17 protein-coding genes and 1 pseudogene are annotated in these 24,138 nt (G+C 76.0%); 10 read left to right on the forward strand and 8 right to left on the reverse strand.

Annotation, left to right across the window (positions count from 1 at the left end; translation table 11 throughout):
• Nucleotides 1–75 precede the first annotated feature (75 nt).
• Entirely contained in the window at nt 76–1,008 is a 933-nt protein-coding gene (locus ACIBST_RS28250; RefSeq protein ID WP_397175960.1) for a MerR family transcriptional regulator, read from the forward strand.
• Between the two features lie 31 nt (nt 1,009–1,039).
• Here ACIBST_RS28250 and ACIBST_RS28255 read toward each other — a convergent pair whose 3' ends face one another.
• Nucleotides 1,040–2,257 (reverse strand): multidrug effflux MFS transporter, encoded by a 1,218-nt coding sequence (locus ACIBST_RS28255; protein ID WP_397175961.1) that lies wholly within the window; start codon nt 2,255–2,257, stop codon nt 1,040–1,042.
• 217 nt (nt 2,258–2,474) lie between these two features.
• On the opposite strand from ACIBST_RS28255, the gene ACIBST_RS28260 reads away from it, so the two are divergent.
• Nucleotides 2,475–3,047: a carboxymuconolactone decarboxylase family protein gene (locus ACIBST_RS28260; RefSeq protein WP_397175962.1), complete on the forward strand. Its 573-nt coding sequence runs from the start codon at nt 2,475–2,477 to the stop codon at nt 3,045–3,047.
• Nucleotides 3,048–3,148: 101 nt separating this feature from the next.
• On the opposite strand, the gene ACIBST_RS28265 is transcribed toward ACIBST_RS28260, so the two are convergent.
• The 6 genes from ACIBST_RS28265 to ACIBST_RS28290 all read right to left on the reverse strand — a co-directional run bounded on the left by ACIBST_RS28265 (nt 3,149) and on the right by ACIBST_RS28290 (nt 9,723).
• Nucleotides 3,149–3,751: a class I SAM-dependent methyltransferase gene (locus ACIBST_RS28265; RefSeq protein WP_397175964.1), complete on the reverse strand. Its 603-nt coding sequence runs from the start codon at nt 3,749–3,751 to the stop codon at nt 3,149–3,151.
• 52 nt (nt 3,752–3,803) lie between these two features.
• Nucleotides 3,804–4,859 carry a GNAT family N-acetyltransferase gene (locus ACIBST_RS28270; protein ID WP_397175965.1) on the reverse strand — a complete coding sequence of 352 codons (1,056 nt, stop codon included), beginning with the start codon at nt 4,857–4,859 and terminating at the stop codon, nt 3,804–3,806.
• Nucleotides 4,860–4,888: 29 nt separating this feature from the next.
• Complete coding sequence (locus ACIBST_RS28275; RefSeq protein WP_397175966.1) at nt 4,889–5,686, reverse strand: hypothetical protein; 798 nt, start codon at nt 5,684–5,686, stop codon at nt 4,889–4,891.
• Nucleotides 5,683–7,293, reverse strand: a complete 1,611-nt coding sequence (locus ACIBST_RS28280) for a carbamoyltransferase (protein WP_397175967.1) — start codon at nt 7,291–7,293, stop codon at nt 5,683–5,685. Before ACIBST_RS28280 ends, ACIBST_RS28275 begins: the two co-directional genes overlap by 4 nt.
• A 4-nt stretch (nt 7,294–7,297) precedes the next feature.
• The gene (locus ACIBST_RS28285; protein WP_397175968.1) at nt 7,298–8,545 is read right to left on the reverse strand and encodes a hypothetical protein; all 1,248 of its coding nucleotides are present in this window, start codon (nt 8,543–8,545) and stop codon (nt 7,298–7,300) included.
• 125 nt (nt 8,546–8,670) lie between these two features.
• Nucleotides 8,671–9,723 (reverse strand): trypsin-like serine peptidase, encoded by a 1,053-nt coding sequence (locus tag ACIBST_RS28290; RefSeq protein WP_397175969.1) that lies wholly within the window; start codon nt 9,721–9,723, stop codon nt 8,671–8,673.
• Between the two features lie 167 nt (nt 9,724–9,890).
• On the opposite strand from ACIBST_RS28290, the gene ACIBST_RS28295 reads away from it, so the two are divergent.
• Both ACIBST_RS28295 and ACIBST_RS28300 read left to right on the forward strand, forming a co-directional pair.
• A complete protein-coding gene (locus ACIBST_RS28295) occupies nt 9,891–10,550 on the forward strand; it encodes an AMP-binding protein (protein WP_397175971.1) in 660 nt (219 codons plus the stop codon).
• A gap of 69 nt (nt 10,551–10,619) precedes the next feature.
• A complete protein-coding gene (locus ACIBST_RS28300; protein ID WP_397175973.1) occupies nt 10,620–13,061 on the forward strand; it encodes an ATP-binding protein in 2,442 nt (813 codons plus the stop codon).
• A 56-nt stretch (nt 13,062–13,117) separates the two neighbouring features.
• Here the strand turns inward: ACIBST_RS28300 and ACIBST_RS28305 are convergent, their stop codons facing one another.
• Nucleotides 13,118–16,462, reverse strand: a complete 3,345-nt coding sequence (locus ACIBST_RS28305) for an AfsR/SARP family transcriptional regulator (RefSeq protein ID WP_397175975.1) — start codon at nt 16,460–16,462, stop codon at nt 13,118–13,120.
• 214 nt (nt 16,463–16,676) lie between these two features.
• On the opposite strand from ACIBST_RS28305, the gene ACIBST_RS28310 reads away from it, so the two are divergent.
• From ACIBST_RS28310 to ACIBST_RS28335, 6 genes and pseudogenes are all read left to right on the forward strand, one after another.
• Complete coding sequence (locus tag ACIBST_RS28310) at nt 16,677–18,341, forward strand: AMP-binding protein (RefSeq protein ID WP_397175977.1); 1,665 nt, start codon at nt 16,677–16,679, stop codon at nt 18,339–18,341.
• Nucleotides 18,342–18,355: 14 nt separating this feature from the next.
• Nucleotides 18,356–18,574 carry a phosphopantetheine-binding protein gene (locus ACIBST_RS28315; RefSeq protein WP_352324385.1) on the forward strand — a complete coding sequence of 73 codons (219 nt, stop codon included), beginning with the start codon at nt 18,356–18,358 and terminating at the stop codon, nt 18,572–18,574.
• A pseudogene (locus ACIBST_RS28320) lies at nt 18,571–19,898 on the forward strand (flavin monoamine oxidase family protein). Before ACIBST_RS28315 ends, ACIBST_RS28320 begins: the two are co-directional and overlap by 4 nt.
• The gene (locus ACIBST_RS28325; protein ID WP_397175978.1) at nt 19,891–21,588 is read left to right on the forward strand and encodes a class I adenylate-forming enzyme family protein; all 1,698 of its coding nucleotides are present in this window, start codon (nt 19,891–19,893) and stop codon (nt 21,586–21,588) included. The pseudogene ACIBST_RS28320 and the gene ACIBST_RS28325 overlap by 8 nt, the downstream one beginning before the upstream one ends.
• Nucleotides 21,585–23,093 (forward strand): KamA family radical SAM protein, encoded by a 1,509-nt coding sequence (locus ACIBST_RS28330; RefSeq protein ID WP_397175980.1) that lies wholly within the window; start codon nt 21,585–21,587, stop codon nt 23,091–23,093. Before ACIBST_RS28325 ends, ACIBST_RS28330 begins: the two co-directional genes overlap by 4 nt.
• A complete protein-coding gene (locus ACIBST_RS28335) occupies nt 23,090–24,133 on the forward strand; it encodes a RimK family alpha-L-glutamate ligase (RefSeq protein WP_397175982.1) in 1,044 nt (347 codons plus the stop codon). The genes ACIBST_RS28330 and ACIBST_RS28335 overlap by 4 nt, the downstream gene beginning before the upstream one ends.
• Nucleotides 24,134–24,138: the final 5 nt, after the last annotated feature.

Genomic DNA, 24,138 nt, shown 5'->3' on the forward strand with positions numbered 1-24,138 from the left:
CACGGTCGTCGCCCGGGGCCGCGCAACGAGGGAGGCGCTTGAGTCTCCACCAGGGGGAGACGCCAAGGTGGAGCCATGGACGGCGGCACCCTCTACACGATCGGCGACCTGGCGCGGCGGACCGGGCTGCCGGTCAGGACCATCAGGTTCTACTCCGACCGCGGGATCGTGCCGCCGGTGGAACGCAGCCCGGCCGGCTACCGCCTCTACGACGCCGCCGCCGCGGCCCGCCTCGACCTCGTGCGCACGCTGCGCGACCTCGGGGTGGACCTGGTCACGGTCCGCAAGGTCGTGGACCGGGAGCTGACGCTCGCGCAGGTCGCGGCGGCGCACGCCGAGGCCCTGGCGGTGCGGATCCGCACGCTGCGGGTGCGGCGCGCGGTGCTGACGGCGGTGGCCCGGCGCGGCTCGGGGCCCGAGGAGATGGAGCTCATGCACAGACTCGCAGGACTGTCGGAGGACGAACGCCGCCGCCTGGTCGGCGACTTCCTGGACGCCGCCGTCCCGGACGCCGGGCCGGGGCTGGCGGGGATCCGGGCCTCGCTGACCCCGGAACTGCCGGACGACGCCGAGCCGGAGCAGGTGGAGGCGTGGCTGGAGCTGGCCGAGCTGATGGCGGACCCGTCCTTCCGCGCGAAGCTGCACGACCTGACCGCCGGCCACGCCCGCGACCGTGCCGCGGGCCAGGGGGAAGGGGTGCTGCGGGACGCCGTGTCGCGGGGCGTGGGCGCGGCGAGGAAGGCGCTGGCGGCGGGCGTGGATCCCGCCGCGCCGGAGTCCGCGCCGGTCGTGGCGGCGGTCGCCGGCGAGTACGCGAGCCTCCTGGGCAGTCCCGACGACGCCGGACTCCGGCGACGCCTGCTGGCCAGGCTGACGGCGGCGGACGATCCCCGCAGGGACCGCTACCTCCGCCTGCTCGCCGTGGTCAACGCCTGGCCGCCCCCGGACCCGTCGGCCCCGGCCCTCGACTGGCTGATCACCGCCCTGCGCACCCACCCGGCCCCCTGAACCCGGGCCTCAAGACCCCACCGGATGTGGCTCAGCCGCGGGCGGGGGCCTCGGCGGCGGCGGGGCCGGTCTCGGGCAGGCCCCGGGTCAGCAGGCGGGCGCCGATGCCGAGCAGCGCGGTGACGACCAGCGTGCCGCCCATCGGCAGCCCGGTGTCCGCGCCGCCCAGGCCGACCAGCGGCGAGACCAGCGCCCCGAGCGCGAACTGCAACGCGCCCATCACGGCCGCCGCCGTGCCGGTCGCGTACGGCGCCCGCCCCACCGTCAGCGCCGCCGCGTTCCCCATGATCAGCGTGAACGAGCTGACCAGCAGGAACAGCACCGGCAGCACCGCCACCGCGGCCATCCCCGCCCCCAGCAGCACCAGCAGGACGGCCGACAACCCCAGCACGATCCCCTGCCCGGTCCGCAGCAGCCCCTCCGGGCTGAACCGGCGCACCAGCCGCGCCCCGGCCAGGCCGGTCAGCGTCATGCCCAGCGCGTTGGCCGCGAACGTCACGGTGTAGGCGGGGGTGGACAGGCCCAGGACGTTCTGCACGACGAAGGGCGAGGCCGAGATGTACGCCATCAGCCCGGCGAAACCGAACGCGAAGGAGAAGGCGTAACCGAGATAGCCCCGGTCGGCGAACAGCCGCCGCACGGTCCGCCCCGTGGCGGCCAGGCCGCCCGCGTGCCGGCGTCCGGGCGGCAGCGTCTCGGGCACGACGAGCGCCGAGCCGAGCAGCATCACGGCCGAGATCGCGGCCATCACCCAGAACTCCGCGCGCCACCCGGCGGGCGACAGCGCGCCGCCGATCAGCGGGGCCACGACGGGCGCGACGCCGACCACCGAGGCCAGCAGCGAGAAGACGCGCGCCGCCGCCCGGCCGGACGTCAGGTCGGCCGCCACCGCGCGGCCGATCACGATGCCCGCCGACCCGGCGAACCCGTGCACGAAACGCAGGGCGACGAGCGTCCGGACGTCCGGCGCGAGCGCGCACAGGACGCAGGCGGCCAGGGCGGCGGCGGTGGCCAGCAGGATCGGCCGGCGGCGGCCGAACCGGTCGGACAGCGGCCCGATGACGAGCTGCCCCAGCGCCAGCCCGGTGAGGAACGCGGTCAGCGTGAGCTGCACGGCGGCCGGGCCCGTCCCCAGGTCGGCCGCCAGGTCGGTGAACACGGGCAGGTACATGTCGGTGGCCAGCGGCGCCACCGCCGACAGCAGGCCGAGCACGACCAGCAGCGGCCCGGACACCCCGGTCCTGGTCACGAGACACGCCCCGGCGGGCGGTGGCGCTGGTGGCAGCGGTGGGGAGCGGCGAACTCCATGGTGTCTCCAAGACGGCCGTGCGGCTAGAGACCTAGGATGTTCCGTGATCCGGCCTCGGCTAACCGCGCCACCGGCGCCGGAGGGCGCGACGTCACCGCAGGTCCGCCCGCCGGCGGAGCCCGGCCGGCCCGCGTCGCCGGCCAGACAGGAGCACCGCATGACCGCCCGGCTGCCCGCCCTCCCCCCGGAGGACCTGGACGACGCCCAGACCGAGGTCTACCGCGCCATCACCGGCGGCCCCCGGGCGGCGGGCCCCCAGGTCTTCCCCCTCGCCGACGAGCGGGGACGGCTGCGCGGCCCGTTCAACGCCATGCTGCTGAGCCCGCCGGTCGGCGGCGCGCTCCAGGCGCTGGGCGCGGCGGTGCGCTACGGCTCGGTGCTGCCGGACCGGGCCAGGGAACTGGCGATCCTCGTGGTCGCCGCCCACTGGGGCAGCGACTTCGAACGCGACGCGCACGAGGCGGTGGGCCGGTCCTGCGGCCTGACCGAGGCCGAGCTGACCGCGGTGCGCGAGGGACGTCCGCCCGGCCTGGCCGACCCGGCCGAACGCGCCGCCGTCCGCGCCGCCCGCGAGCTGACCCGGACGGGGACGCTGGGCGAGGAGGACTACCGGGCGGTCACGGCGGCGCTCGGCGAGCGGGGCCTGTTCGAGCTGACCACCCTGGTCGGCTACTACGCCACGCTGGCCCTCCAGCTCCGCGTCTTCGCCGGCGAGCTGCCCCCGAAGTGAGGGGCACGCGTCTCACGTCGTGAGGCGTCCGGCGGGCCTGGTGGACAGGGCGACCAGGGCCGTTCGCGGGACCTCCGCCGCGTACTGCCCGTCGCGCCGGCTCACGACGGGACGGGGCGGTGCGGCGGGCTCCGGCGGCCGGCGCGTCCCGTGGTCGAAGTGCCGCTCCAGCACCCGCCAGGCCGCCTCGACGTCCTCCAGGGCGGCGAAGTACGCGCCCAGTCGAGCACCCGTACGGGCAGGCCCGCGTCGGCGAACAGGGCGGCCAGGCCGGGCCGGGTCACCCGCGCCGCCTCGGCCACCGCGCCCGGCCGGTCCGCCGGAGGGATGTGATGGGTTCCGTACGCCAGCAGCACCCCGCCGACCGACGCCTCCCGCAGGAACAGGAGCTGGGCGGCCTGGCGCACCGCGGGCAGCCCCTGCGCGAGGGCCCGGTCGACCATGTGGCCGGACAGGTCGCCGGTGATGATCGCCGGTTTGACGTCCAGGCTGCCGAGCCGCCCGGCGGCCGCCCGCGCGACCGTCCCGTCCCCGCCGAGGACGTCCAGCAGCAGCGGCGGCCCGGCCGCCGGATCGGGGGCGAGCAGCCCGAGCAGCGCCCGGATGCCGGTCCAGCGCACCAGCGCGTCCTGCTGCGCCCGGCGGTAGGAGTCGCCCCGCCCGTCGCGGTCGGAGTCGAACTCGCTGCTGGTCGCGGCCAGCACGCCGAGCGCCCGCGCCGCGCCCGGCCGCGCACCGGCCCTCGTCCTTTCCGGGTCACGTGCTCGATGGCGGGGACGGGAGCTGCGGCGGGTCGAGGCGGTGGCCCAGCCCGCCGACGAGCCGGGTGACCGTTTGGCTGCGGGCGGCGAACAACCGGCTGCGCGGCTCCAGCCGCACCCCGAACTGCTTCTTCGTCTCGTACGCCGCGCCGCCGAGCCGCAGCGTGCGCGCGCCCGAGCCGACGGCGGCCCGTACGCACGCCGTGAGCAGCGCGTGGTAGACGGCGGTGCCCTCGGTGAGGGCGTAGTCGCGCCCGATCCACCGGGCGACCAGCTCCTCGCCGTCGCGCAGCAGGGCGACGCAGCCGGCCGGCGCGCCGTGCCGGCGGGCGGCCAGGACGGTCAGGTCCGCGCCCAGGGCGCCGGCCGCCTCGGTGAACAGGGCCGGCCGGTAGAAGACGTGCGGCCCGTGGCGCAGGTCCACCGCGGCCACCATCGGCCCCAGCCGGTCCAGCAGCCCGTCCGGCTCCCCGCCGGGCGTCAGGGGCCGGACCTCGATGCCCTCGCGCGCGGCCCGGCGCTGCGTGCGCCGGATCTCGGCCCGCCTCTTGCGCGGCAGATGCTCCAGGTACGCCTCGTACGACGGCCACGTCAGGTCCAGCAGCGTCTCCGGCAACCAGCCCAGGCGGCTGTAGCCCGGCTGCCCGGCGGCGTACGGCAGGTGGTCGACGACGCAGAACAGCAGCCGCTCGCGCCTGACCAGCGACCGCACCGCCCGCAGCAGGACCCGCCGCTGCGGCCCCTCACCGCCCAGCAGCCCGGACGTCGCCGTCATCGGCGCCTGGACCTGGAGGAAGGGCCACCTCCTGGTCAGAGGCCCGAACCGGGACTCCAGCACCGGGTTGTGCAGCCGGTGCTCCAGCGCGCACACCGCCGCGGCCACGAGCCCGCCGTCCTTGCGGACCAGCAGGTAGCGCGGCCGGTGCCCGGACAGGACGCGTTCGGCCAGGGCCAGCCAGTGATGCCGCACGAAGGGCACGCCGTCGGCGAGCGCGTCCCACTCCCCGGCCCCGACCTCGCCGATGGAGGCCGCCACCTCAACGCGGTACATCGCGCGCCTCGCCGGCCGGGCGGGCCACGTCAGAGCCGCCCATCGGCGCGCACCTCGAAGCGCAGCGCCCGGGTCACGGCGGCGGCGGCCGCGTCCAGCTCCGCCGGGCCGGACGCGTGCACGACGAACCGGCCGAGCCGGTCGGAGACGTCGCGGTAGGGCCGCACCCGCTGCCCTGGGCGGGCCAGCAGGACCAGCTCGGCCACCCCGGGCAGCGCCCTGGCCGCCGCCGCGCCGGACACCGACACCAGCTCGCCCGCCCGCCCGGCGGTCAGCACCTGCCACAGGACCGGCCTGGGCGGGTGCGGGCGCAGCTCGATCGGCAGGCCGACCGCGGCCTGCACGGCGGCCCTGACCGGATCCATGATCGAACGCGTGGTGTCCAGGACGCCGCCGGGCAGCCCGGCCGGCATCCGGCGGCTCATCGTCAGCACCAGCGGCGGCGGGCTCACCGTCTGCAGGCTGGTCGCCACGAACGCCACGCGCCCGTCGTCCACGACGCACTCGCAGTTGCACAGGATCCCGCGGATCTCCTCCTCGACCATCACCAGCCCCCCGTACGAGCTGCGCCGGGCCTCCTCGGCGGCGGCGCGCACGTCGCCGGGGAAGGCGCACCTGCTCACCCCGCGCCCGCGCTGGGTGTCGGCGGGCTTGACCACCACGGGGAAGCGCAGCCCGCGCGCCCGGACCGCCAGGTCGGCCCGCCCGGCGAGCGCGGCCGAGCGGTCGACCGCGATCGTCCGCAGGCCCATGGCGGCCGCCGCCCGGTAGGTGGACAGCGAGCCGTCGGCGGCCCCGAGCACCACCAGGGACCTCGCGCCGCTCATCGGTCCTCCTCCCGGCCGCCCCGGTCGTCCGCCCGCCGCTTGCGGGCCCAGAACGGGCCGAGGGCCAGCGCGTCCGCGCCGGTTCTGAGGTAGCAGGCGACGGCGTCCTCGGGCGTGCACACGATCGGCTCGTCGTCGTCCCGGAAGGAGGCGCCGGCCAGCATCGGCACGCCGGTCAGCGCCTCGAAGCGGGCGATCAGGGAGTGGAAGAGCGGGTTGGCGGCCCGGCTCACCGTCTGCACGCGGGCGCTGCCGTCCACGTGGGTGATCGCGGGCACCTCGCCGCGGCGGTGGTCCAGCACGTCGAACCCGAGCAGCATGACCGGCGAGGGATGTCCGCCGGCGAAGTAGTCCGCCGACCGCTCGGCCAGGCACGACGGCGCCAGCGGCAGGAACGGCTCCCGCCGCCTGACCCGCTCGTTCATGCGCGCGGCGGACGTGGGGTCGCGCGGGTCGGCCAGCAGCGAGCGGTTGCCCAGGCCGCGCGGCCCGCACTCCGTCCGGCCCTGGAACCAGCCCACGATCAGGCCGTCGGCGATGCGGGCGGCGGCGTGCCCGGCGATGTCGGCCGGCCGCCGGTAGTCCACGCCCGCGTCGCGCAGCGCCTTCTCCATGCGTTCCTCGGTGAAGCCGGGCCCGGCGAAGACGTGACCGCCCGCCGGGCGGGGCCGGCCGTACAGGCCGACGCTCACCTCCAGCGCCGCGCCGAGCGAGGCGGCGGCGGGCTGGGCGAACAGCTCCTCGAAGCCGGACTCGGCCAGCAGGCGGCCGTTCAGCATCGGGTTCATCGCCGTCTCGCCGGCCACCGCGAGCCGGGTCGCCCCGGTCGTCTCGCGCAGCCAGCGGGCCAGGTGCAGCCCGGCCCGCTCAAGGGTGGCCTGGAGGGCGAAGGCGACGTCCATGGCGTGCTGGGTGAGGGTCTCACCGGCGGGCGGTGGCGGCGGGCCGAAGGCGTCGAGGAACCGCGCCGAGACCGTGTGCCGCCCGCCGTCCGCGTGCGGCTCGAACCAGCTCAGGTCCAGCTCGTGGCCGCCGTACGGGGTCAGGCGCAGCAGGTCGGCGAAGGGCTGGAGGTAGGTGTCGCCGCCGTACGCCGCCAGCGCCATCACCTTGTCCTCGTCCAGGCCGGGACGGAAGCCGAGGTAGCCGGTGACCGCCGCGTACAGGGCGCCCAACGAGTGGGGGTGGCCGACGTGCCGCAGGTGCCTGATCCGGTCCCCGTCGCCGACGGCCAGGCAGGTGCCGGTCCCGTCCATCGTGAGCACGGCGGCCGAGTCGAACGGGCTCACGTGGAAGGCGCCGGCCGCGTACGCCCGGTGGTGCTCCACCAGGTGCACCCCGAACCCGGCCGGCCCGGTGTGCCCGGTGGCCTCCCTGACCTCCCAGCCGGGCGGGGAGCCCGTCCGGTGCCCGTGGAAGGCCACGTGGTCCACCTCGTCCAGCCCGATCCCCGCCTGTTCCAGGCAGTACGCGACCGCCCGGCGGGGGAAGCGGCCGTCGTGCCGGACGCGGGTGAGCCGCTCCTCCTCGGCGAACGCCACGATCTCGCCGTCGCGCACGAGCGCCGCCGCGGAGTCGTGCGCCCGGGAGATGCCCATTACGTACATGTCGTCACTCCGAGTTCCGCGAGATCAGCATCCGGCGCATGACATGGGCCTTCACGGGCACCCCGAGGGCGAGCGCCACCAGGCCCCCGGCCGCCCCCGCCCACGGCACGACGACGACCGCCAGCGAGGCGGTGGCCACCAGCCCGGCCAGCGCCCCCGCCGACGTCACGGCGAGCACGTCGTTGTTGGTGTTCTCCACCAGGTAGGCCGCGTACATCACGGTCAGGAACAGGGCGAGCACGACGACGACCAGCCCGCCCAGGGCCACCGGCGACGCCGCGAGCCCGTCCGGCGCCCACCGGAGGAGGGCCGCGCAGGCCACGGCGACGGCGGCCCCCGCCCACCCGGCCCGGCCCAGGAGACGGGCCGCCCGCGCCCGCCCGGCCCGTCCGGCGAGCCCGCGCAGCCGCCGAGAGGTCGCCGGCTGCGCGACCCGGAGCAGGTAGATCACGAGCTGGCAGACCGCGACCGCCGGCAGCAGCGCGAGATACAGCACGCCGCTCTGCCCCGGCCGTCCCGAGGCGCCGAGCACCAGGTACACGACCGCGAAGCAGAGCGCGTCACACAGGTCGGCCGCCCCCAGCAACCAGGCGGCCCGCGACAGGGGACGCAGCAGCGACCGCCGCCCATGGCCGGGAGGCGGGCGCAGCCAGTCGCGGGGGAGCGCCGCGAGGGCCCCGCAGGTCACCACGACCGTCCCGGCCAGGACGAGCAGCAGATGCGTCTGCGGCGGCCAGCCGATCCACAGGGTGGCGGCGGTGACGGCGAGCACCACGCCGCCGCTCGCCGCGAACGCCAGGGTGTCCAGCACGGGCCGGCCGCGTACGCGGTGCAGCCCGGAGACCGTCATCAGCAGGCCCGTGCAGGCCGACCACGCCCCGGCCGCCAGACAGAGGGCCGCCGTCGACGACGGCGCGGTCACCGCCACGGGAACGAGCACCGCCAGCAGCCCCGCGACCGGCGCGGCGGACATGGCCACCGTCAGCCGGGCCACCGCCGGGCCGGTCCGCCTGACCCGGGCCAGCGTCTTCAGCGCGGCCTTCTCCGGCGCGTCCGCGACCAGGAGCAGCCATCCGCACAGCCCGAGCGCGGTGGCGTAACGGCCGAACGCCGCGCCGTCCCACACGGCCGCCGGCGCCGCCGCGGCGACCTGCGTACCGGCCCGGAACGCGCCCCGCCCCGCCAGCAGCCGCAGCACCGCCGCCGGCCGGAGGCGGGCCGCGGCATGGGCGTCGGCACTGGTCTGGGTCAACGTGGTCCCCCGTCGGTCGCCTGACGGCGTGGTGGCGTTCGTGCGCCGGGTCAGAGCGTCCGCCGTGCGGCCGGAATACCGGCCGGGGGGCCCAAAACAGCTCAGTCAGCGGACGCCGGCGGTGGTCAGGCGGCGCCGGAGCGTTGTGCGGCCTGGTAGACGGCCATGGCCTCGTTCCCGAAGAAGGGGCCGAACATGAAGTCGGGGGCGAAGTCGTACTTGAAGCTGTTGACGGAGTTCAGCCAGCCGAGGCCGCTGGAGGTGTCGAACCCCTCGAACCACGGCCCGCCGCTCGACCCGCCGGTCATCGCGCAGCGCAGCCCCTGGTCGCGGGTCCTGACCGGGTCCTTGAACGCCTCCCCGCTGCAGAACACCAGGTCCGAGCCGTCGAAGGGGGCGGCGGCCGGGTAGCCGAAGGAGAACATCCGCCGTCCGGTGGGCTGGTTGAAGGCCACGCCCTGGCCGCCGACGACGTCGGTGAGCGTGCGTCCCTGCAAGGGGGCGACCACGGCGGCGGCGACGTCGAAGTTGATGTCCTCGTTGGCGTTCCACTGCTGGGTGGTCAGCAGCCGGGTGGCCACCCACGTGCCGAACGGGCGGCGGCCGTCGTCGAAGCCCGGGACGAACACCCAGTTGCGGTGGGCGGCGCCGTTCATCTTGACGCAGTGGCCGGCGGTCATCACGACGCTCTCGTTGGCGCTGGTCACCGCGGTGCCCGAGCAGGAGGCCGTGCGGCCCTCGGCGGTGGTGAAGAAGACCCGGCCGACCGTGCGGGCCACGCCGCCGCCGTCGGCCCACGCCTGGCCCGGACTGTTCCGCGCGGGCGCCGCCCGGCGGGCCGCCGCCGCCGTGCCTCCGGCGAGAGAGGAGTCCCCCGATCCGGACCAGGACGAGGTCGTGATCCGGCGGCCGCCCGTGACGCCGCGCGTCGCCCAGGGCGTGCCCTGCGTCGGCCCGCCGGAGGACGTCCCGCGGCGCGGCACGGGCGCGGAGAGCGGCCTGGCCGCCCGCATGCGCTCCGGCGTCCAGTAGTCCATGACGGTCCTGCGCTGCGCCGTCGAACCGGCCCCCGACCAGCCCACGGGCCCGCGGTCCAGGGCGGTCCCGGCCTGCGCGGGGACCGGCGCGCCCGCCACGGCGAGCGCGACGACGGCGAGCAGGGCGACTCTGCGGTGCATGACGTACCTCCGAAACCGGAACCGGGATCTGCCGTCAGGAGGTACGCGCGCCGCCCCCGCGCGGGCTCAAGCCATGCGGAATCGGGTATGGCCGCGGCCGGATTACACACCCGGTTACACACTCTGGACCATGCCGCCCGGCCGCCTCCCTTCCTAGCCTGGTGGCCATGACTGGTTGGACGGAGACGGTCCTGCTGCGGGCGGCCGCTCTCGGCCCGCGGGTGGCGGTCGCCGAGGCCGCGAGCGGCGCCACGCTCACCTACGGCACGCTCGCCGTCCGCGCCCGCCAGGCCGCACAGGGCCTGCGGCGGCGGGGCCTGCGCCCCGGCGACCCGGTGGTCGTGCTGCTGCGCGGCGGCTGCCACCTGCCCGTCGCCGGGTACGCCGTGCTCGCCGCGGGCGGCGTGGTCGTGTCCATCCCCGGCGGACCGGCCGCCGCCGGCGCCCGCATCATGATCACCGACCGGGACGACGCCGACGCCATCGCCCAGGAGGCCGACATCCGGCAGGTCTACTCCTTCACCGGCATCCCCGGCACGGCCGGCTTCGACAGCCTGCTCGGCGCCGACGGCCCGATCGAGCCCACCTCCCGGCTCACCACCGCCCGCAAGGTGGGCGCCGCCGACGTCGTCCTGGTCGCCGGGGCCGACCTGCGGGCCTACGACATGGTGCTCGGGGCGGGCGCGCGGCTGGTCGCGGCGCACGAGCCCGACCCCGCCGAGTGCCGGCGGATCATCGCCGAGCACGACGTCACCCTGCTGATCGACGCGCGGCTGCGGGTCGTCCCGGTCCGCGCCCCCGGCGCCGCGCTTGGGGCAAACCTCTGACAGGTCGTGAGGGCGGTGTCACACTGGGTGCCAATCCTGGGGTCCAGACACATGAGGATCATGGTGACGTTGCTCAGACACAACCTTCCCGCCGAGCCCGACAGGTTCATCGGCCGGGAACGGGACCTGGAGGAGCTGTGCGGGCTGGTCGGTGAGGTCAGGCTGCTGACGCTCAGCGGCGTCGGAGGCACCGGCAAGACCCGGTGCGCGCTGCAGATCGCCTCCCGGCTGGTCCCGTCCTTCCCCGACGGGGTCTGGCTGGCCGAGCTGTCCCGGCTGACCCGGGCCGACCTGCTGGTCCACGAGATCACCAAAGTGCTGGGCGTGCACGAGGAGGGCGTGCGGCCGCTGCTGGACACGCTGGTCGACTTCCTGCGCGGCAAGAAGCCGCTGCTCGTCCTGGACAACTGCGAGCACCTGGTCGAGGCGTGCGCCGAGCTGGCCGAACGGCTGCTGACCTCCTGCGAGGACCTGCGGCTGCTGGTGACCAGCCGGGAGCCGCTGAAGATCCCCGGCGAGCTGGTGTGGCGGGTGCCGCCGCTGGCGCTGCCCGGCCCGGCCGAGGCGGCCGAGGAGGTCGAGCGGGTCGAGTCCGTGCAGCTCTTCCTCGACCGGGCGCGGTCGGCCGGGTCGGGGCTCGCGGTCACCGGCGCCAACGCCGGCGACATCGCCCGGCTCTGCCACGCCCTCGACGGACTGCCGCTGGCCCTGGAGCTGGCCGCGGCCAGGACCGCCGCGATGTCGCCCGGCCAGATCTCGGCCCGGGTCAACGACCGGTTCCGGCTGCTGACGGCCAGCGGCCGTACCGCGCCGGCCCGGCAGCGCACCCTGCTGGCCACCCTCGAATGGAGCCACGACCTGCTCTCCCCGCAGGAGCAGGTGCTGTTCCGGCGGCTCGCGGTGTTCAGCGGGCCGTTCACCCTCGACCTGGCCGAGTCCGTCTGCGCGGGGCCGAGCCTGGCCGCCGCCCAGGTCCTCGACGTGCTCAGCGGCCTGGTCGACAAGTCGCTCGTGCTGTTCGACCAGGGCAGCTCGTGCTACCGGCTGCTGGAGTCGGCCCGCCAGTTCGCCGCCGGGAAGCTGGAGTCGGCCGGCGAGACCCGGCGGCAGCGCGACCGGCTGCTGCACGGCCTGGCCGACCTCGCCCACCACCACGGCCGCGACGTGTGGGCCACGCCCGGCCTGACCTGGCCCGAGCGCTACGCCCGGCTGCTCGCGCTCCAGGACCTGCTGGGCAACGCCCGCGAGGCCCTGTCCTGGGCCGTCGAGTCCGGCCTGGCCGAGCCCGGTCTGCGGCTCGCGTGCGGCTACATGCCGCTGTGGGTCGGGTTCGGCGAGCTGACCGAGGGCCGCCGCTGGTACGAGAGCCTGCTCGCGCTGCCCGCCGCCCGCCCGCTCGGCGACCTGTCCGCCGAGGCCCTGCTCCACCACGCCAACCTGGCCTACGAGCAGCAGGACGCCGCCGCCTGCGGCGAGTCGGCCGCCCGCGCCCTGGCGCTGCGCCGCGCGACCGGCGGCGACGACTTCATGCTGGCCTTCACCCTGGTGATCGCCGGCATGTACGAAGGCACCAAAGGCGACGTCGCGCTGGCAGCCGAGCGCGGCGAGGAGGCCCTTGAGCTGGCCCTGCGTGTCGGCAACGGCCTGATCGAGGCGTCGGCGCGGCTGCTGCTGTCCGGGGCGGCCGCCTTCCAGGGCCTCCGGCGCGAGTCGCTGACCAGGGGCGAGGAGGCCATCGAGATCTACTCCCGGTTCGGCCACCTGTGGGGGGTCACCCGGGCCCACCTGGAGCTGGGCCGCTTCGCCGACTTCCTCGGCGACCTCGACAGCGCCCGCCGCCACCTGGAGGAGTGCGCCGAGCTGGCCGAGGAGATGGCGGCCAAGCCCGTCCTCGCGACCAGTCTCGGCCTGCTCGGCGCGGTCCTGGCCCGTCAGGGCGAGGCGGAGCGGGCCAGGGCGCGGCTGGCCCGGTGCGTGACGCTGAGCCGGTCCATGGGGCAGCACCTGCCGATCATCTCCGCGCTGGTCGCGCTCGCCGTCCTGGCCGAGAAGCAGCACGACCTGGAGACCGCCGTGCGCCTCTGGGCCGCGGCCAAGGCCATGGAGGAGCGGCTCGGGCTGCCCGTCTGGACCTCCGCCACGCCCGAGCCGCTGCTCGCCCGCGCCCGCGCGGAGGCCGGCGAGGGTCAGGTCCAGCTCTGGTGGACGATGGGCGGCGGCATGACGGAGGAGGAGGCCCTGCGTTACGGCCTCCGGGGCGAGCGGCCGGCCCCGGGCGCGCCGCGGCCCGCGGCGGGCCCCGCGGCGGGCCCGGCGTCGGTGCTCACGCCGCGCGAGCGGGAGATCGTCGTGCTGATCAGCCGGGGGCTGTCCAACCGGGCCATCGGCGAGGAGCTGTTCATCAGCCCCGCCACCGCCGCCCGGCACGTCGCCAACATCCTGCTCAAGCTCAACTTCGGCTCGCGCACGCAGGTCGCCGCCTGGGCCGCGGAGCACGGCGTCCTCCACTGATCCCGCCGAGGCTGATCCCGCCGAGGCTGATCTCGGCGAGGCTGCGGCGGGGGCGGTCATCGGCCCGCGGCCACCTCGGCGGGCCGGGCCGGCGGCGGGTCCAGGACCGCCGTGAACAGTTCGCCGGCCCGTTCCCTGAACCGTTCGGCGGCCGGCTCGTCGCCGGTGCGGCGGTGGGCGCGGCCCAGCGTCACCAGGGCCCGCGCCTCGCCCAGCTTGTAGCCGCTGCCGGCGTGGACGCGGGCCGCGCGGGCGGCGTAGGAGATGGCCAGGCCCGGGTCGCCGGCCGCCAGCGCCGCCTCCGCGCCCGCCGCCAGCGCCGCGCCCTGCACCAGCACCGCGCCCGCCTTCCTGGCCAGCGCCAGCCCCGCCAGCGTGTCGCGCATGGCGGCCACGTGCTCGTCCAGGCGGGTACGCGCCACCGCCAGCCCCACGAGCGCGTCCGCCTGGCCCACGGCGGCGCCGATGCCGCGGGCCCGCTCCAGCGCGGCGCTCAGCTGCCCGACGGCGGCCCCCGGGTCGGTCTGGCAGCGGATCCGGCCGAGCCCGAGCAGGGCGTCCAGCTCCAGCTTGGGATCGCCGACCGCCAGCGCCCGCCGCAGCGCCTCCTCGGCGCAGGCGAGCGCGTCGGCCCGCCGGCCCGCGTCCAGGTGCACGTCGGCCAGCTCCCTGCACAGGTCGGCCTGGTAGCGTTCGCCGATCGCGGCGCCGAGCCCGCGCGCCGCCGTCAGGCACCGGACGGCCTCGCCCAGCCGGCCGGTCAGCCGCAGCACGTTGCCGAGGCTGGCCAGCGCGGCGGCCTCGGTCGCCGGCAGCCCGCGGTCGCGGCAGAGCGACACCGCCTCGCTCAGGCGTTCCTCGGCGTCGTCGAGCCGGCCCATCTGGGTCAGCGCCAGCCCGAGGTCGACGAGCGGCCCGGCCCCCACCCGCGAGGAGCGCCGCGAGCCGTCCACGGCCAGGGTCAGCAGCCGCCGGGCCGCGCCGAGCCTGCCCTGCTGGAGGTGGACCACGCCGAGCGCGGCCAGCGCCGCCAGCTTCCCTTCGGGCCAGCCCGCCAGCTCGGCGGCCGTGAACGCCCCGCGCAGCTCCGCGACCGCCTCGGTCAGCTCGGCGGCCCGCCACCGGGTGGCGGCCAGGCAGTGCCCGACGGCCGCCTGACCCAGGTGGTCCCCGGCCGCGCGGGCGGCCCGCCGCGCGTCCCGCAGCAGGTCCGTCCAGCCGGGCTGGCCGCCGGTCAGGTCGAGGTAGCCGTTCATGGCGTCGATGAGCCGCCAGGCGTACGGGTGGCCGGGGGCGTTCCGTACGGCGGCGACGAGGTTGGCGCGCTCGGCGTCCAGCCAGGTCAACGCGGCGGCGGCGCCGGGAAAGGCGGACGGGCGGCCGGGGCCGTCGGCGGGGGCGCGCAGCAGGTGGGGGTAGGCGACGTCGCCGGCCGCCCGGACCATCCGCAGGTACCAGGCCATCAGCGCGTCCAGGGCGCGGGCCCGTCCGGGCGCGCTCTCCTCGGCCAGCACGCGTTCGCGGGCGTACTCCCGCATCAGGTCGTGGAAGGTGTACCGGCCCGGCTCCGGCTCCTCGACCAGGTGCGCGGCGGCGAGCCCGGACAGCAGCCGGTCGGCCTCGGCGGGCACGGTCCCGGCCAGCGCGCCGGCCGCCCCCGCGGTGAACGTGGGCCCGGGGACGAGCGCGAGCAGCCGGAACAGCCGCCGCGCCGCCGGATCCAGGCGGTGATAGGACAGGTCGAACGCGCCGCGCACGCCCGCGTGCGGATCTCCGGTGACCGCCAGGGCCGATAATCGGGTGCCGGTGAGCCGGCGCACCTGACCGGCGATGTCGCCGACGGCGTCACCGCCCGCCCGGCCGAGGATGCCCGCGGCGGCGATGCGCAGCGCCAGCGGCAGCCGGCCGCACGCCCTGGCCAGGTCGAGCGCCGCGTCCCGCTCGGCGGCCAGCCGTTCGCCGCCGAGGATCCCGCCGAACAGCGTGACCGCCTCGCCGGTGGACAACACGCCGAGCGGGACGGGGATCGCGCCGTCCCGGGCGACCAGGCCGTCCAGGCGGTCCCTGCTGGTGATCACGGTGGCGCAGCGCCGTCCGCCCGGCAGCAGCGGGCGGACCTGCTCCTCGCTGCCCGCGTTGTCCAGCACCACCAGCACCCGCCGGTCGGCCAGCAGGCTGCGGTAGGCCGCGCTGGCCTCCTCCACCGTGCCGGGCACGCGCTCGGCGGGCAGGCCCAGCGCGCGCAGGAACCGGCCGAGCGCCTCGATCGGCAGCAGCGGACGCTCGGCCGAGTGCCCGCGCAGGTCCACGTAGAGCTGGCCGTCGGGGAAGCGGTGGCGGTTGCGGTGGGCCCAGTGCAGGGCCAGGGCCGTCTTGCCGGACCCGCCCGCGCCGGTCAGCACCGAGATCGCCGTCCCACCGGCGTCCGTCCCACCGGCGTCCGTCCCGCCGGCGTCCGGGTCGCCGGCAGCCGGGCCTGCGGCGGCCGGCGCGCCGTCGGTCGTGGGCGGGTCGCCGGGCGTCGCGAGGAGGTCGAGGAGCCGGAGCTGGGCCGTACGGCCGGTGAACTGGCCTGGGCCGGGCGGCAGTTGCGCGGGCGGCACCGTTTCCCGGGAATCGGCCCGCCTGATCGGCGGAACGTTCCCGCGCAGGATGCGCTGATGCAGTTGTCGCAGTTCGGGGCCGGGATCGAGGCCCAGCTCCTCGGTGAGGCGACGGCGGGTGCGCTCGTACCGCTCCAGCGCGTCCACCCGACGCCCGGCCCGGCACAGCGCGAGCATGAGCAGGCCGACCAGCCCCTCGCGGAACGGGTGCTCGGCGACCAGCGCGATCAGCTCCGGGACCAGCACGGCCGCGCGGCCCGCCCGGACCTCGGCGTCCAGGCACTCCTCGACGGCTCCGAGGCGTTCCTCGGCGAGCGCGTCGCGCAGCCGGTCCAGCAGCTCGCCGCCGGAGACGCCGGTCAGCGGCTCGCCGCGCCACAGGGTCAGGGCGCGGCGCAGCCCGGTGGCCTGCCGCTCGGCCGTCTCCCCGGCGCGCGCCCGGGTGACCGCCGCGCGGAACTCGTGCACGTCCACCTGCCCGGGGTCCAGCCCGAGCTGGTAGCCGCGCGGGCGGTAGGCGATGGTGACGCCGGCCGCGGCCAGCAGGGGGCGCAGCCGGGAGACGTACCCCTGCACCAGGTTGCGCGCTCCGGCCGGAGGCCGTTCGCCCCACAGGCCCTCGATCAGCCGGTTCACCGAGACGAGCCGGCCCGCGTCCAGCGCGAGCAGGGCCAGCGCCGCTCGCTGCCGGGGCGGCCCGAGCGGGATCTCCTGGCGCCCCCGCCATGCGCGCACCGCCCCCAGGAGCCCGATCTTCAGTACGTCCGCCAGACCCGCCCGTGCTGTTTCGTCTGACATATCGCATTTCCCCTTTGCCACGTCGCAGGCCGCCATACAGGAGACATGACAGGCAGTACAGCCGAAATCCTGACGCCATCAAGCCCCCGTGCAGCGCCCTGCTGCACTCTGAACGCGATCTCGCTTGGGTTCGCTCCACATTCGCTTGACACGGGCTGACAGACGCGCCGACGCGCGGCCGGCCCCGTCGCGTCGCCCCGGGGAAGAGGCAGCGTTGTCCGAACCGCACCACGACGTTCTCCATGAGTTCGCCCGCACGGCCGGGCTCCATCCGGGCCGTCCGGCCCTGGTCCACGACGGTCGCACCGTCACCTACGCCGAGCTGGCCGCCTGGGTCCGCGCCGTCGCCCGGCGGCTCGGGCCCGATCCCGGGGCGGTGGGCGTGCCGGCATCCCGCACGCCGGGGACGGTGGCCGCGCTGCTCGGCACGCTGGCGGCCGGAGGCGCGTACGTGCCCGTCGACCCGGCGCACCCGCGGGCCCGCCGGCAGGCGATGCTGGCGGCGGCCGGCTGCCGCACGCTGGTCGCCTCCGGCCCGGACGCATGGGCCCCGGACGGCGTGCGAGTGATCGAGCCGCCCGATCACAGCGCCCCTGACAGCAGCTCCGACGGCTCCTTCGACGGCGGTCCCCACGGCCTCTTCGACGGCGGCTCCGACGGTTTCCTCGACGGCGGCCCGGTGGGGGAGCTGTCGGTCGTCGCGGGGGATGCGCCCGCGTACGTCCTGTTCACCTCCGGTTCGACCGGCGCGCCCAAGCCCGTGGTGACGCCCAGGCGGGCGATCTCCGTCGTGACCGGGGCGCTGCGCGAGCTGTTCGGCATCACCCCGGCCGACCGGGTACTCCAGTTCGCCTCGCTGAACTGGGACACCTGCCTGGAGGAGATCCTGCCCGCCCTGACCGGCGGGGCGGCGCTGGTCTTCCACGACGGCGTGCACTCGGGCTCGTTCCGCCGGATGTTGCGCGCGGTCGCCGACGAGCGGATCAGCGTGCTGGACCTGCCCACGGCGTTCTGGCACGAGCTGGTACGGCACCTGGCCGACGAAGGGACGGCTCTGCCCCCGTGCGTCCGGTTGGTGATCATCGGCGGCGAGGCCGTCAGCCCGTCGCGCCTGGCGGACTGGCGGGCCCTGGACACCGGCGGCGTCCGCCTGCTCAACACCTACGGGTGCACGGAGACCACGCTCATCACCCACGCGATCGACCTGCACGGCCCGCTGGCCGACGAGCTCGCGGCGGAGCACCCGCCGACGGACCCGCCCGGGGCGACGGTGGGGGAGCGGGTGCCGATCGGGTGGGCGCTTGCGCACGTCGAGCAGCGGGTGAGTGCGGAGGGCGAGTTGCTGGTCGGCGGGCCGGCCCTGGCGCTGGGCTACCTGGGCCTGCCGGAGGCGACCGCCGCGCGCTTCGTCACCCCCGAGGCGGGCGGCGGGCGCTTCTTCCGCACCGGGGACCGGGTCACCGTGGTGGGCGGCGGGGCGCTCGTCCACGAGGGACGGCTCGACCACGAGCTCAAGATCAGGGGCATCCGGGTGGACCCGGCCGAGGTCGAGGCGCACATCGCCGGCCATCCGGGAGTGAGCGCGGTGGCGGTGGCGGGCGTCACGGTCGCCGAACACACCACCCTCGCCGCATACGTCGTCCCCCGCCCGAACCCCGGCCAGGACGCCGAGCACCGGAAACCCGGTCGGGACGCCGGGGACCAGCAGCCCGGCCGGGGCGCCGAGGGCGGGCTGGCCGACGACGTCCGGGAGTACCTGCGGGAGCGGGTGCCGGGTCACCTGGTGCCCGGCCGGATCACCGTCGTGCCCGAACTGGCCTACACCACCAGCGGAAAGGTCGACCGCGCCGGTTCGCACCGGCGCTACACCACCAACTGAAGGAGATCATGCACGTGGACGTCACCGCCGTCTCAGACATCTTCCGGCGGGTACTGGAAAACCCCGAAATAACGGATGATTCCGATTTCTTCGTCTTGGGTGGGGATTCGCTGCTCGCCACCCGCGTCCTCAGCGCGATCGCCCGCGACTGCGGCGCCGAGCTGGACTTCGACGACTTCCTCGACGCCCCCACCCCGGCCGCGCTGGCCAAGAAGATCGCGAGCCTGGCATGAGGGTCGTCGTCGTGGGAGCGGGTCTCGCGGGGCTCACCGCCGCCGCCGACCTGGCCGCGTCCGGCGCCGAGGTCACCGTGATCGAGGCCAGGGACCGGGTCGGCGGGCGTACGCACGGCATCGAGGTCGCCCCCGGCGGCTGGGCCGACGCGGGCGCGGCGTACCTGGGGGGCGGCACACCGCGCTGACGGCCCTGCTGGCCGACCTGGACCTGAAGACCACCCCGGCCCCCGTCGCCGGGGCGGCCAGGTTCGCGCTCGGCGGCGAGCCCGTCACCCGGCAGTTCCCGCCCCTGTCGGCGGTCGCGCTGGGCGGCCTGTTCGACGTGCTGGAGGAGCTGGCCGCCGCCGTCCGTCCCGACGCCCCCTGGCTGACGCCGGACGCCGCCCGCCTGGACGCCACCACCGCGGCGGACTGGGCCGCCGAGCACCTGACGCACCCCGACGCGCGGCTGTTCTTCCCGCTGTTCGCCGGCGAGATGATGGCCGCCGACCCGGCGGACGTGTCCGTCCTGCACCTGGCCTTCTACCTGCGCTCGGGCGGCGGCCTGCGCTACCTGAACGCCTTCGCGGGCGGCGCGCAGGAGGACCGGATCGACGGCGGCGCCCACCAGGTGTGCCTGCGCCTGGCCGCCCGGCTCGGCGGCCGGGTGCGCCTCGGCGAGCCGGTGCGCGCGGTCCACCAGGACGCCTCCGGCGTGGACGTCGTCACCGCGACCGGCGCCACCAGGGCGGACGCGGTGGTGGTCGCCGTGCCGCCGGTGCGGGCCGACGCCGTGGAGTTCCGGCCGGGCCTGCCCGCGCCGCGCTCGGGCCCCCGTACGGCGCCCGGCTGCGCGGTGAAGGTGCACCTGGTCTACCCCGCGCCGCTCTGGCGCGAGCAGGGCCTTTCGGGCTGGTCGGTCAGCGCGGACGGCCCCCTGCTGTCCACCGTGGACGACTCGCCCGCGGGCGGCTCGGCGGGCGTGCTGACCGGGTTCGTGACCGGCGCGCAGGCCAAGGCGTTCGCCGCGCTGCCCGCGCGAGAGCAGGCCGAGCGGGCGCGGGCCCAGGTCGCGCGGCTGTTCCCCGGGCTGCCCGCCCCGGACGCCTGCCACGTGACCGACTGGCTGAGCGAGGAGCACAGCCGGGGCTGCTACGCGGCGCTGTTCGGGCCGGGCGACTGGCTGCGGCTCGGCCCGCGGCTGACGACCCCCCACCAGCGGGTGCACTGGGCCGGCACCGAGACGAGCACCGAGTTCTTCGGCCTGATGGAAGGCGCCATCCGCTCAGGACACCGGGTGGCCGCGGAGATCGACGCGACGTGGAGGCACATCCATGACTGACCCGACCCCGATCGCCCCCCTGGCCGTACGGCAGGGCTTCATGACCGAGCCCGGCCTCGGCGCGGGCAACTTCCTCGACCACGCGCTCGCGGCCAACCCCAACCGGTCGGTGCCCTTCGTCTTCAGCCACCACGCCGACCACCGCGGCCAGGTCGTGTTACGCGGCCACAGCCTGACCGACCTCGCGGCCCTGCGCGACCGGTACGCCACCTGGTACCACGCCAACGGCGTGCGGCCCGGCGAGCCCGTGGGCGTCGTCGTCGCCGAGGGACTGGAGCCGCTGCTGCACTTCCTGGCGCTCACCGCGCTCGGCGCGATCCCGGCGATGGTCAACGACGCCATGCGGGCCGACGTCATGGCCGGTTATCTGGAGCACGTCGGCGTGGTGGGCGTGGTCGCCGACGACACGACCCGGCTGCAGCTCGCCTACCGCAACACGCCGCGGGCGCGGCCCCGGTTCGTCGCCCTGGCGGCCGAGGTGCGGGCCCACGACGCGGCGTCGGCCGGGCTGCCGGAGCAGTACCCGTACCGGCACGAGCCGGACGACGTGGTGGCGCTCATCCACTCCTCCGGCACCACCGGCACCCCCAAGTCCACCATCCTCGGACATCGCAGCTTCTGGGACGGCAAACAGCTCCGGATGGTGCGTTTCCCGGCGGAGCCGTACGACCGGCTGATGTCGCTCATGCCACACACGCACGCGGGCGGGCTCAGCTACTTCCTCACCGCGGTGCTGCTCGGGCTGCCGACCGTGATCATGTCGGACTGGCGGCGGGCCGGGGTGGAGCCGGTCATGGAGGCGTTCCAGCCGACCATGGTGGCCTCGTTCCCGCGCACGTTCGTCGAGCTGGCCACCGGCGAGCTGCCGGTCAGGGGCGCGGCCCGGGTGCACTCCTGGTTCAACACCGGCGACAGCGCCCACTACGGCCACATCCGGCGGCTCGTCCAGCTCGGCGAGCGGCCCGCGGGGCTGATCAGGTCATGGCTGCTGCCGCAAGGCAAGGCCGCCGGCGAGCCGCTGCCCGGCTCCCAGTTCGTGGACGGGCTCGGCTCCTCGGAGATGGGCATGGCGCTGTTCGGCCAGGTCACCTCGCCCGAGACGCCGCGCGCCGACCGCTGCGTGGGCAAGCCCCAGGACGCGGTGATCAAGGCCGCCGTGCTCGACGAGAACGGCCGGGAGCTGCCCGACGGCGAGGTCGGCCTGCTGGGCGTGATCACCCCGTCGCGCACCCCCGGCTACTGGAACGACGCCAGGCTGACCGGCAGCTTCGAGCTCAACGGCTTCTGGCTCACCGGCGACGTCGCCCGCCGGGACGCCGAGGGCAACTTCTACCACCTCGACCGCACCGTGGACGTGATCGACACCGCGACCGGGCCGGTCTACAGCCTGCCCGTCGAGGAGGTCCTCATCGCCGACTGCGCGGACCTCGTCCAGGACTGCTCGGTCGTCGGCGTGCCGGGGCCCGAGGGGCAGGTGCCGATCGCCGTCGTACGGACGCAGGCCGAGGCCGCCGCGGTCACCGCCGAGGAGATCAGGGAGAAGGCCAACAAGGCGCTGGCCGACGCGGGCCTGGCCACGCTGGCCGCGGTGATCCTGGCGCGTACCGAGCAGGACTACCCGCTCGGCCCCACAGGCAAGGTGCTCAAGCGCGAGCTCCGCACCCGGCACGCGGCGCTGTTCGCCGGATGAGCCCGAACGACGACACGCCCCGCCACCCCGCCGACGGCACGTCCCGCCGGCCCACCGACGGCACGTCCCGCCGGCCCGCCGACGGCACCGGGACCGCCCGGCCCGCCGTCGCCGGGCCCGGGACCGCCCAGCCCGTCACCGCCGGGTCCGGGACCGCCGCCGAGCGGCCCTACGTGTACGCGCGGCGGGCGCTCGCCGAGCCCGACTGGCGGCGGCTGCCGGGGTGGCGCGGGGTCACCGAGGCGCAGTGGCGCGACGCCCAATGGCAGCGCGCCCACTGCGTGCGCAACCCGGCGCAGCTCCGCGCCGTCACCGGCGACCTGCTCCAGGACGCCTTCCTCGCCGACCTGGCCGCCGACGCGGCCCGCTTCGCCACCATGTCCATGCTGGTCACGCCCCAGCTCCTCAACGTCATGGCGCCGGACGAGGCCGGCGATCCGGCCGCGTTCACGGTGGCGTTCCTGGCCAATCCCGTCCGCCGCTACCTGGTGCCGGTCGCCTCCGACCGGCACCCGGTCTGGCCGAGCCATCCGCGGGCCGAGCGGGACTCGCTGCACGAGGCCGAGATGTGGGCGGTGGAGGGCCTGACCCACCGCTACCCGACGAAGGTGCTGGCCGAGCTGCTGGCCACGTGCCCGCAGTACTGCGGCCACTGCACCCGGATGGACCTGGTCGGCACCTCCACCCCGCAGGTCGTCAAGGCCAGGCTCACGCTGCGGCCGGTGGACCGGCAGGAGCTGATGCTGGACTACCTCAAGCGCACGCCCGCCGTCCGCGACGTGGTGGTCTCCGGCGGCGACCTGGCGAACATGCCGTGGCCGCGGCTGGAGGCGTTCCTGCTGCGGCTGCTGGAGCTGGAGTCCGTACGCGACATCCGGCTGGCCACCAAGGCGCTGGTCGGGCTGCCGCAGCACTGGCTCCAGCCGGCCGTCGTCGAGGGCGTGGGCCGGGTGGCCGCCGTCGCGCGGGCCCGCGGGGTGAACCTGGCCGTGCACACCCACGCCAACCACGCCCGCTCGGTGACGCCGCTGGTCGCCGAGGCGGCCGGGGCCCTGCTCGCGGCCGGCGTGCGGGACGTGCGCAACCAGGGCGTGCTCATGCGCGGCGTGAACGCCACCTCGCACGACCTGCTCGACCTGTGCTTCGCCCTGCACGGCGAGGCCGGGATCCTGCCCTACTACTTCTACGTCTGCGACCTGATCCCCAACGCCGAGCACTGGCGCACCCCGCTGCACCAGGCACGGCACCTCCAGGAGGCCATCATGGGCCACCTGCCCGGCTACGCCACGCCCCGGATCGTGTGCGACGTGCCCTACGTCGGCAAGCGCTGGGTGCACCAGGCCGCCGCCTACGACCGGGAACGCGGCGTCTCGTACTGGACCAGGAGCCACGGGATCGGGCTGGAGCCGCCCGGCCCGGAACGCCGCTTCCCCTTCTACGACCCGATCGACACCCTGCCCGAGCCCGGCCGCCGCTGGTGGGCGAGCCAGAAGGGAGAGTCATGAGCTCGTTGCGCCGTATGTGCTGGATCTTCCCCGATCGGGAGTCCACCCGGGCCACCGCGATGTGGCACCCGTTCTTCTGGGACCTGTACGAGGAGGTCGCCGCCGAGCTCGGCCTGCGCTGGACCAGGAACTCCCCGGACTCGGTCACCGTGGACGCCCTGGAGCCCGGCCGCCCCCGCGTCTTCGTGGACGACGAGCCCGTCACCCCCGAGGACACGCTCTTCATCACCGCCCTGTACTCCCTGCCCTACCAGTCCATGGACGTCTTCAACCAGTACGCCCTCTACGCCGTGCTGGAGGAGGCCGGCTTCTACCTGCCGTTCCCGCCGTCCCTGTCGCCGGTGGCCAACGACAAGCTGGCCACCGTCCTGCGGCTGCGCGACTCGCCCGTGCCGCCGATCCCGACCCTGCGCATCGGCACCGGCCGGGACACCAGCAAGCACCTGTACGAGGCCGCCATCGCCGGTCTCACCTACCCGGCCCTGGTCAAGCCGTCCGGCTGGTGCGGCGGCGGCGGGGTGAACCTGGCCCGCGACTCCGAGGAGCTGCGCGGCCTGGCCAGCCTCGCCCAGGGCGGCGACACCACGCTCGTCGTCCAGCCCTACCTGGGCGACGGCACGGTGGACTACCGCGTCTACGTCGTGGACGGCGAGCCGATCGCGGTCATGAAGCGCATCCCGGAGCCGGGCTCGCCGGTCGCCAACGCCAGCAGGGGCGGCACGATGGAGTTCCCGCCCGTCCCGCCCGAGCTGGCGGCGGCCACGGCGTACTTCTACGAGCGGCTGCCCATCCCGTTCTTCTGCGTCGACTTCCTGCACGACGGCGAGCGCTACTGGTTCTCCGAGCTGGAGCCCGACGGCGTGATCGCGCCCGACCTCGGCGACCCCGCCCGCACCCTCCAGCGCGACGTCACCCGCGCCCGCTGGACGGCCTACCGCGACGGCCACGCCCGCTTCCTCAAAGACCGCCTCCCGCAAGCCGGCCTTGCGCAAGCCGGCCTCCCGCAGAACCACCCTTCGCACGAACCCGAGAGCTGGTGACCCCC

It is taken from the genome of Nonomuraea sp. NPDC049684 (assembly GCF_044465345.1).
In the GTDB taxonomy this organism is placed as follows: Bacteria; Actinomycetota; Actinomycetes; order Streptosporangiales; family Streptosporangiaceae; genus Nonomuraea.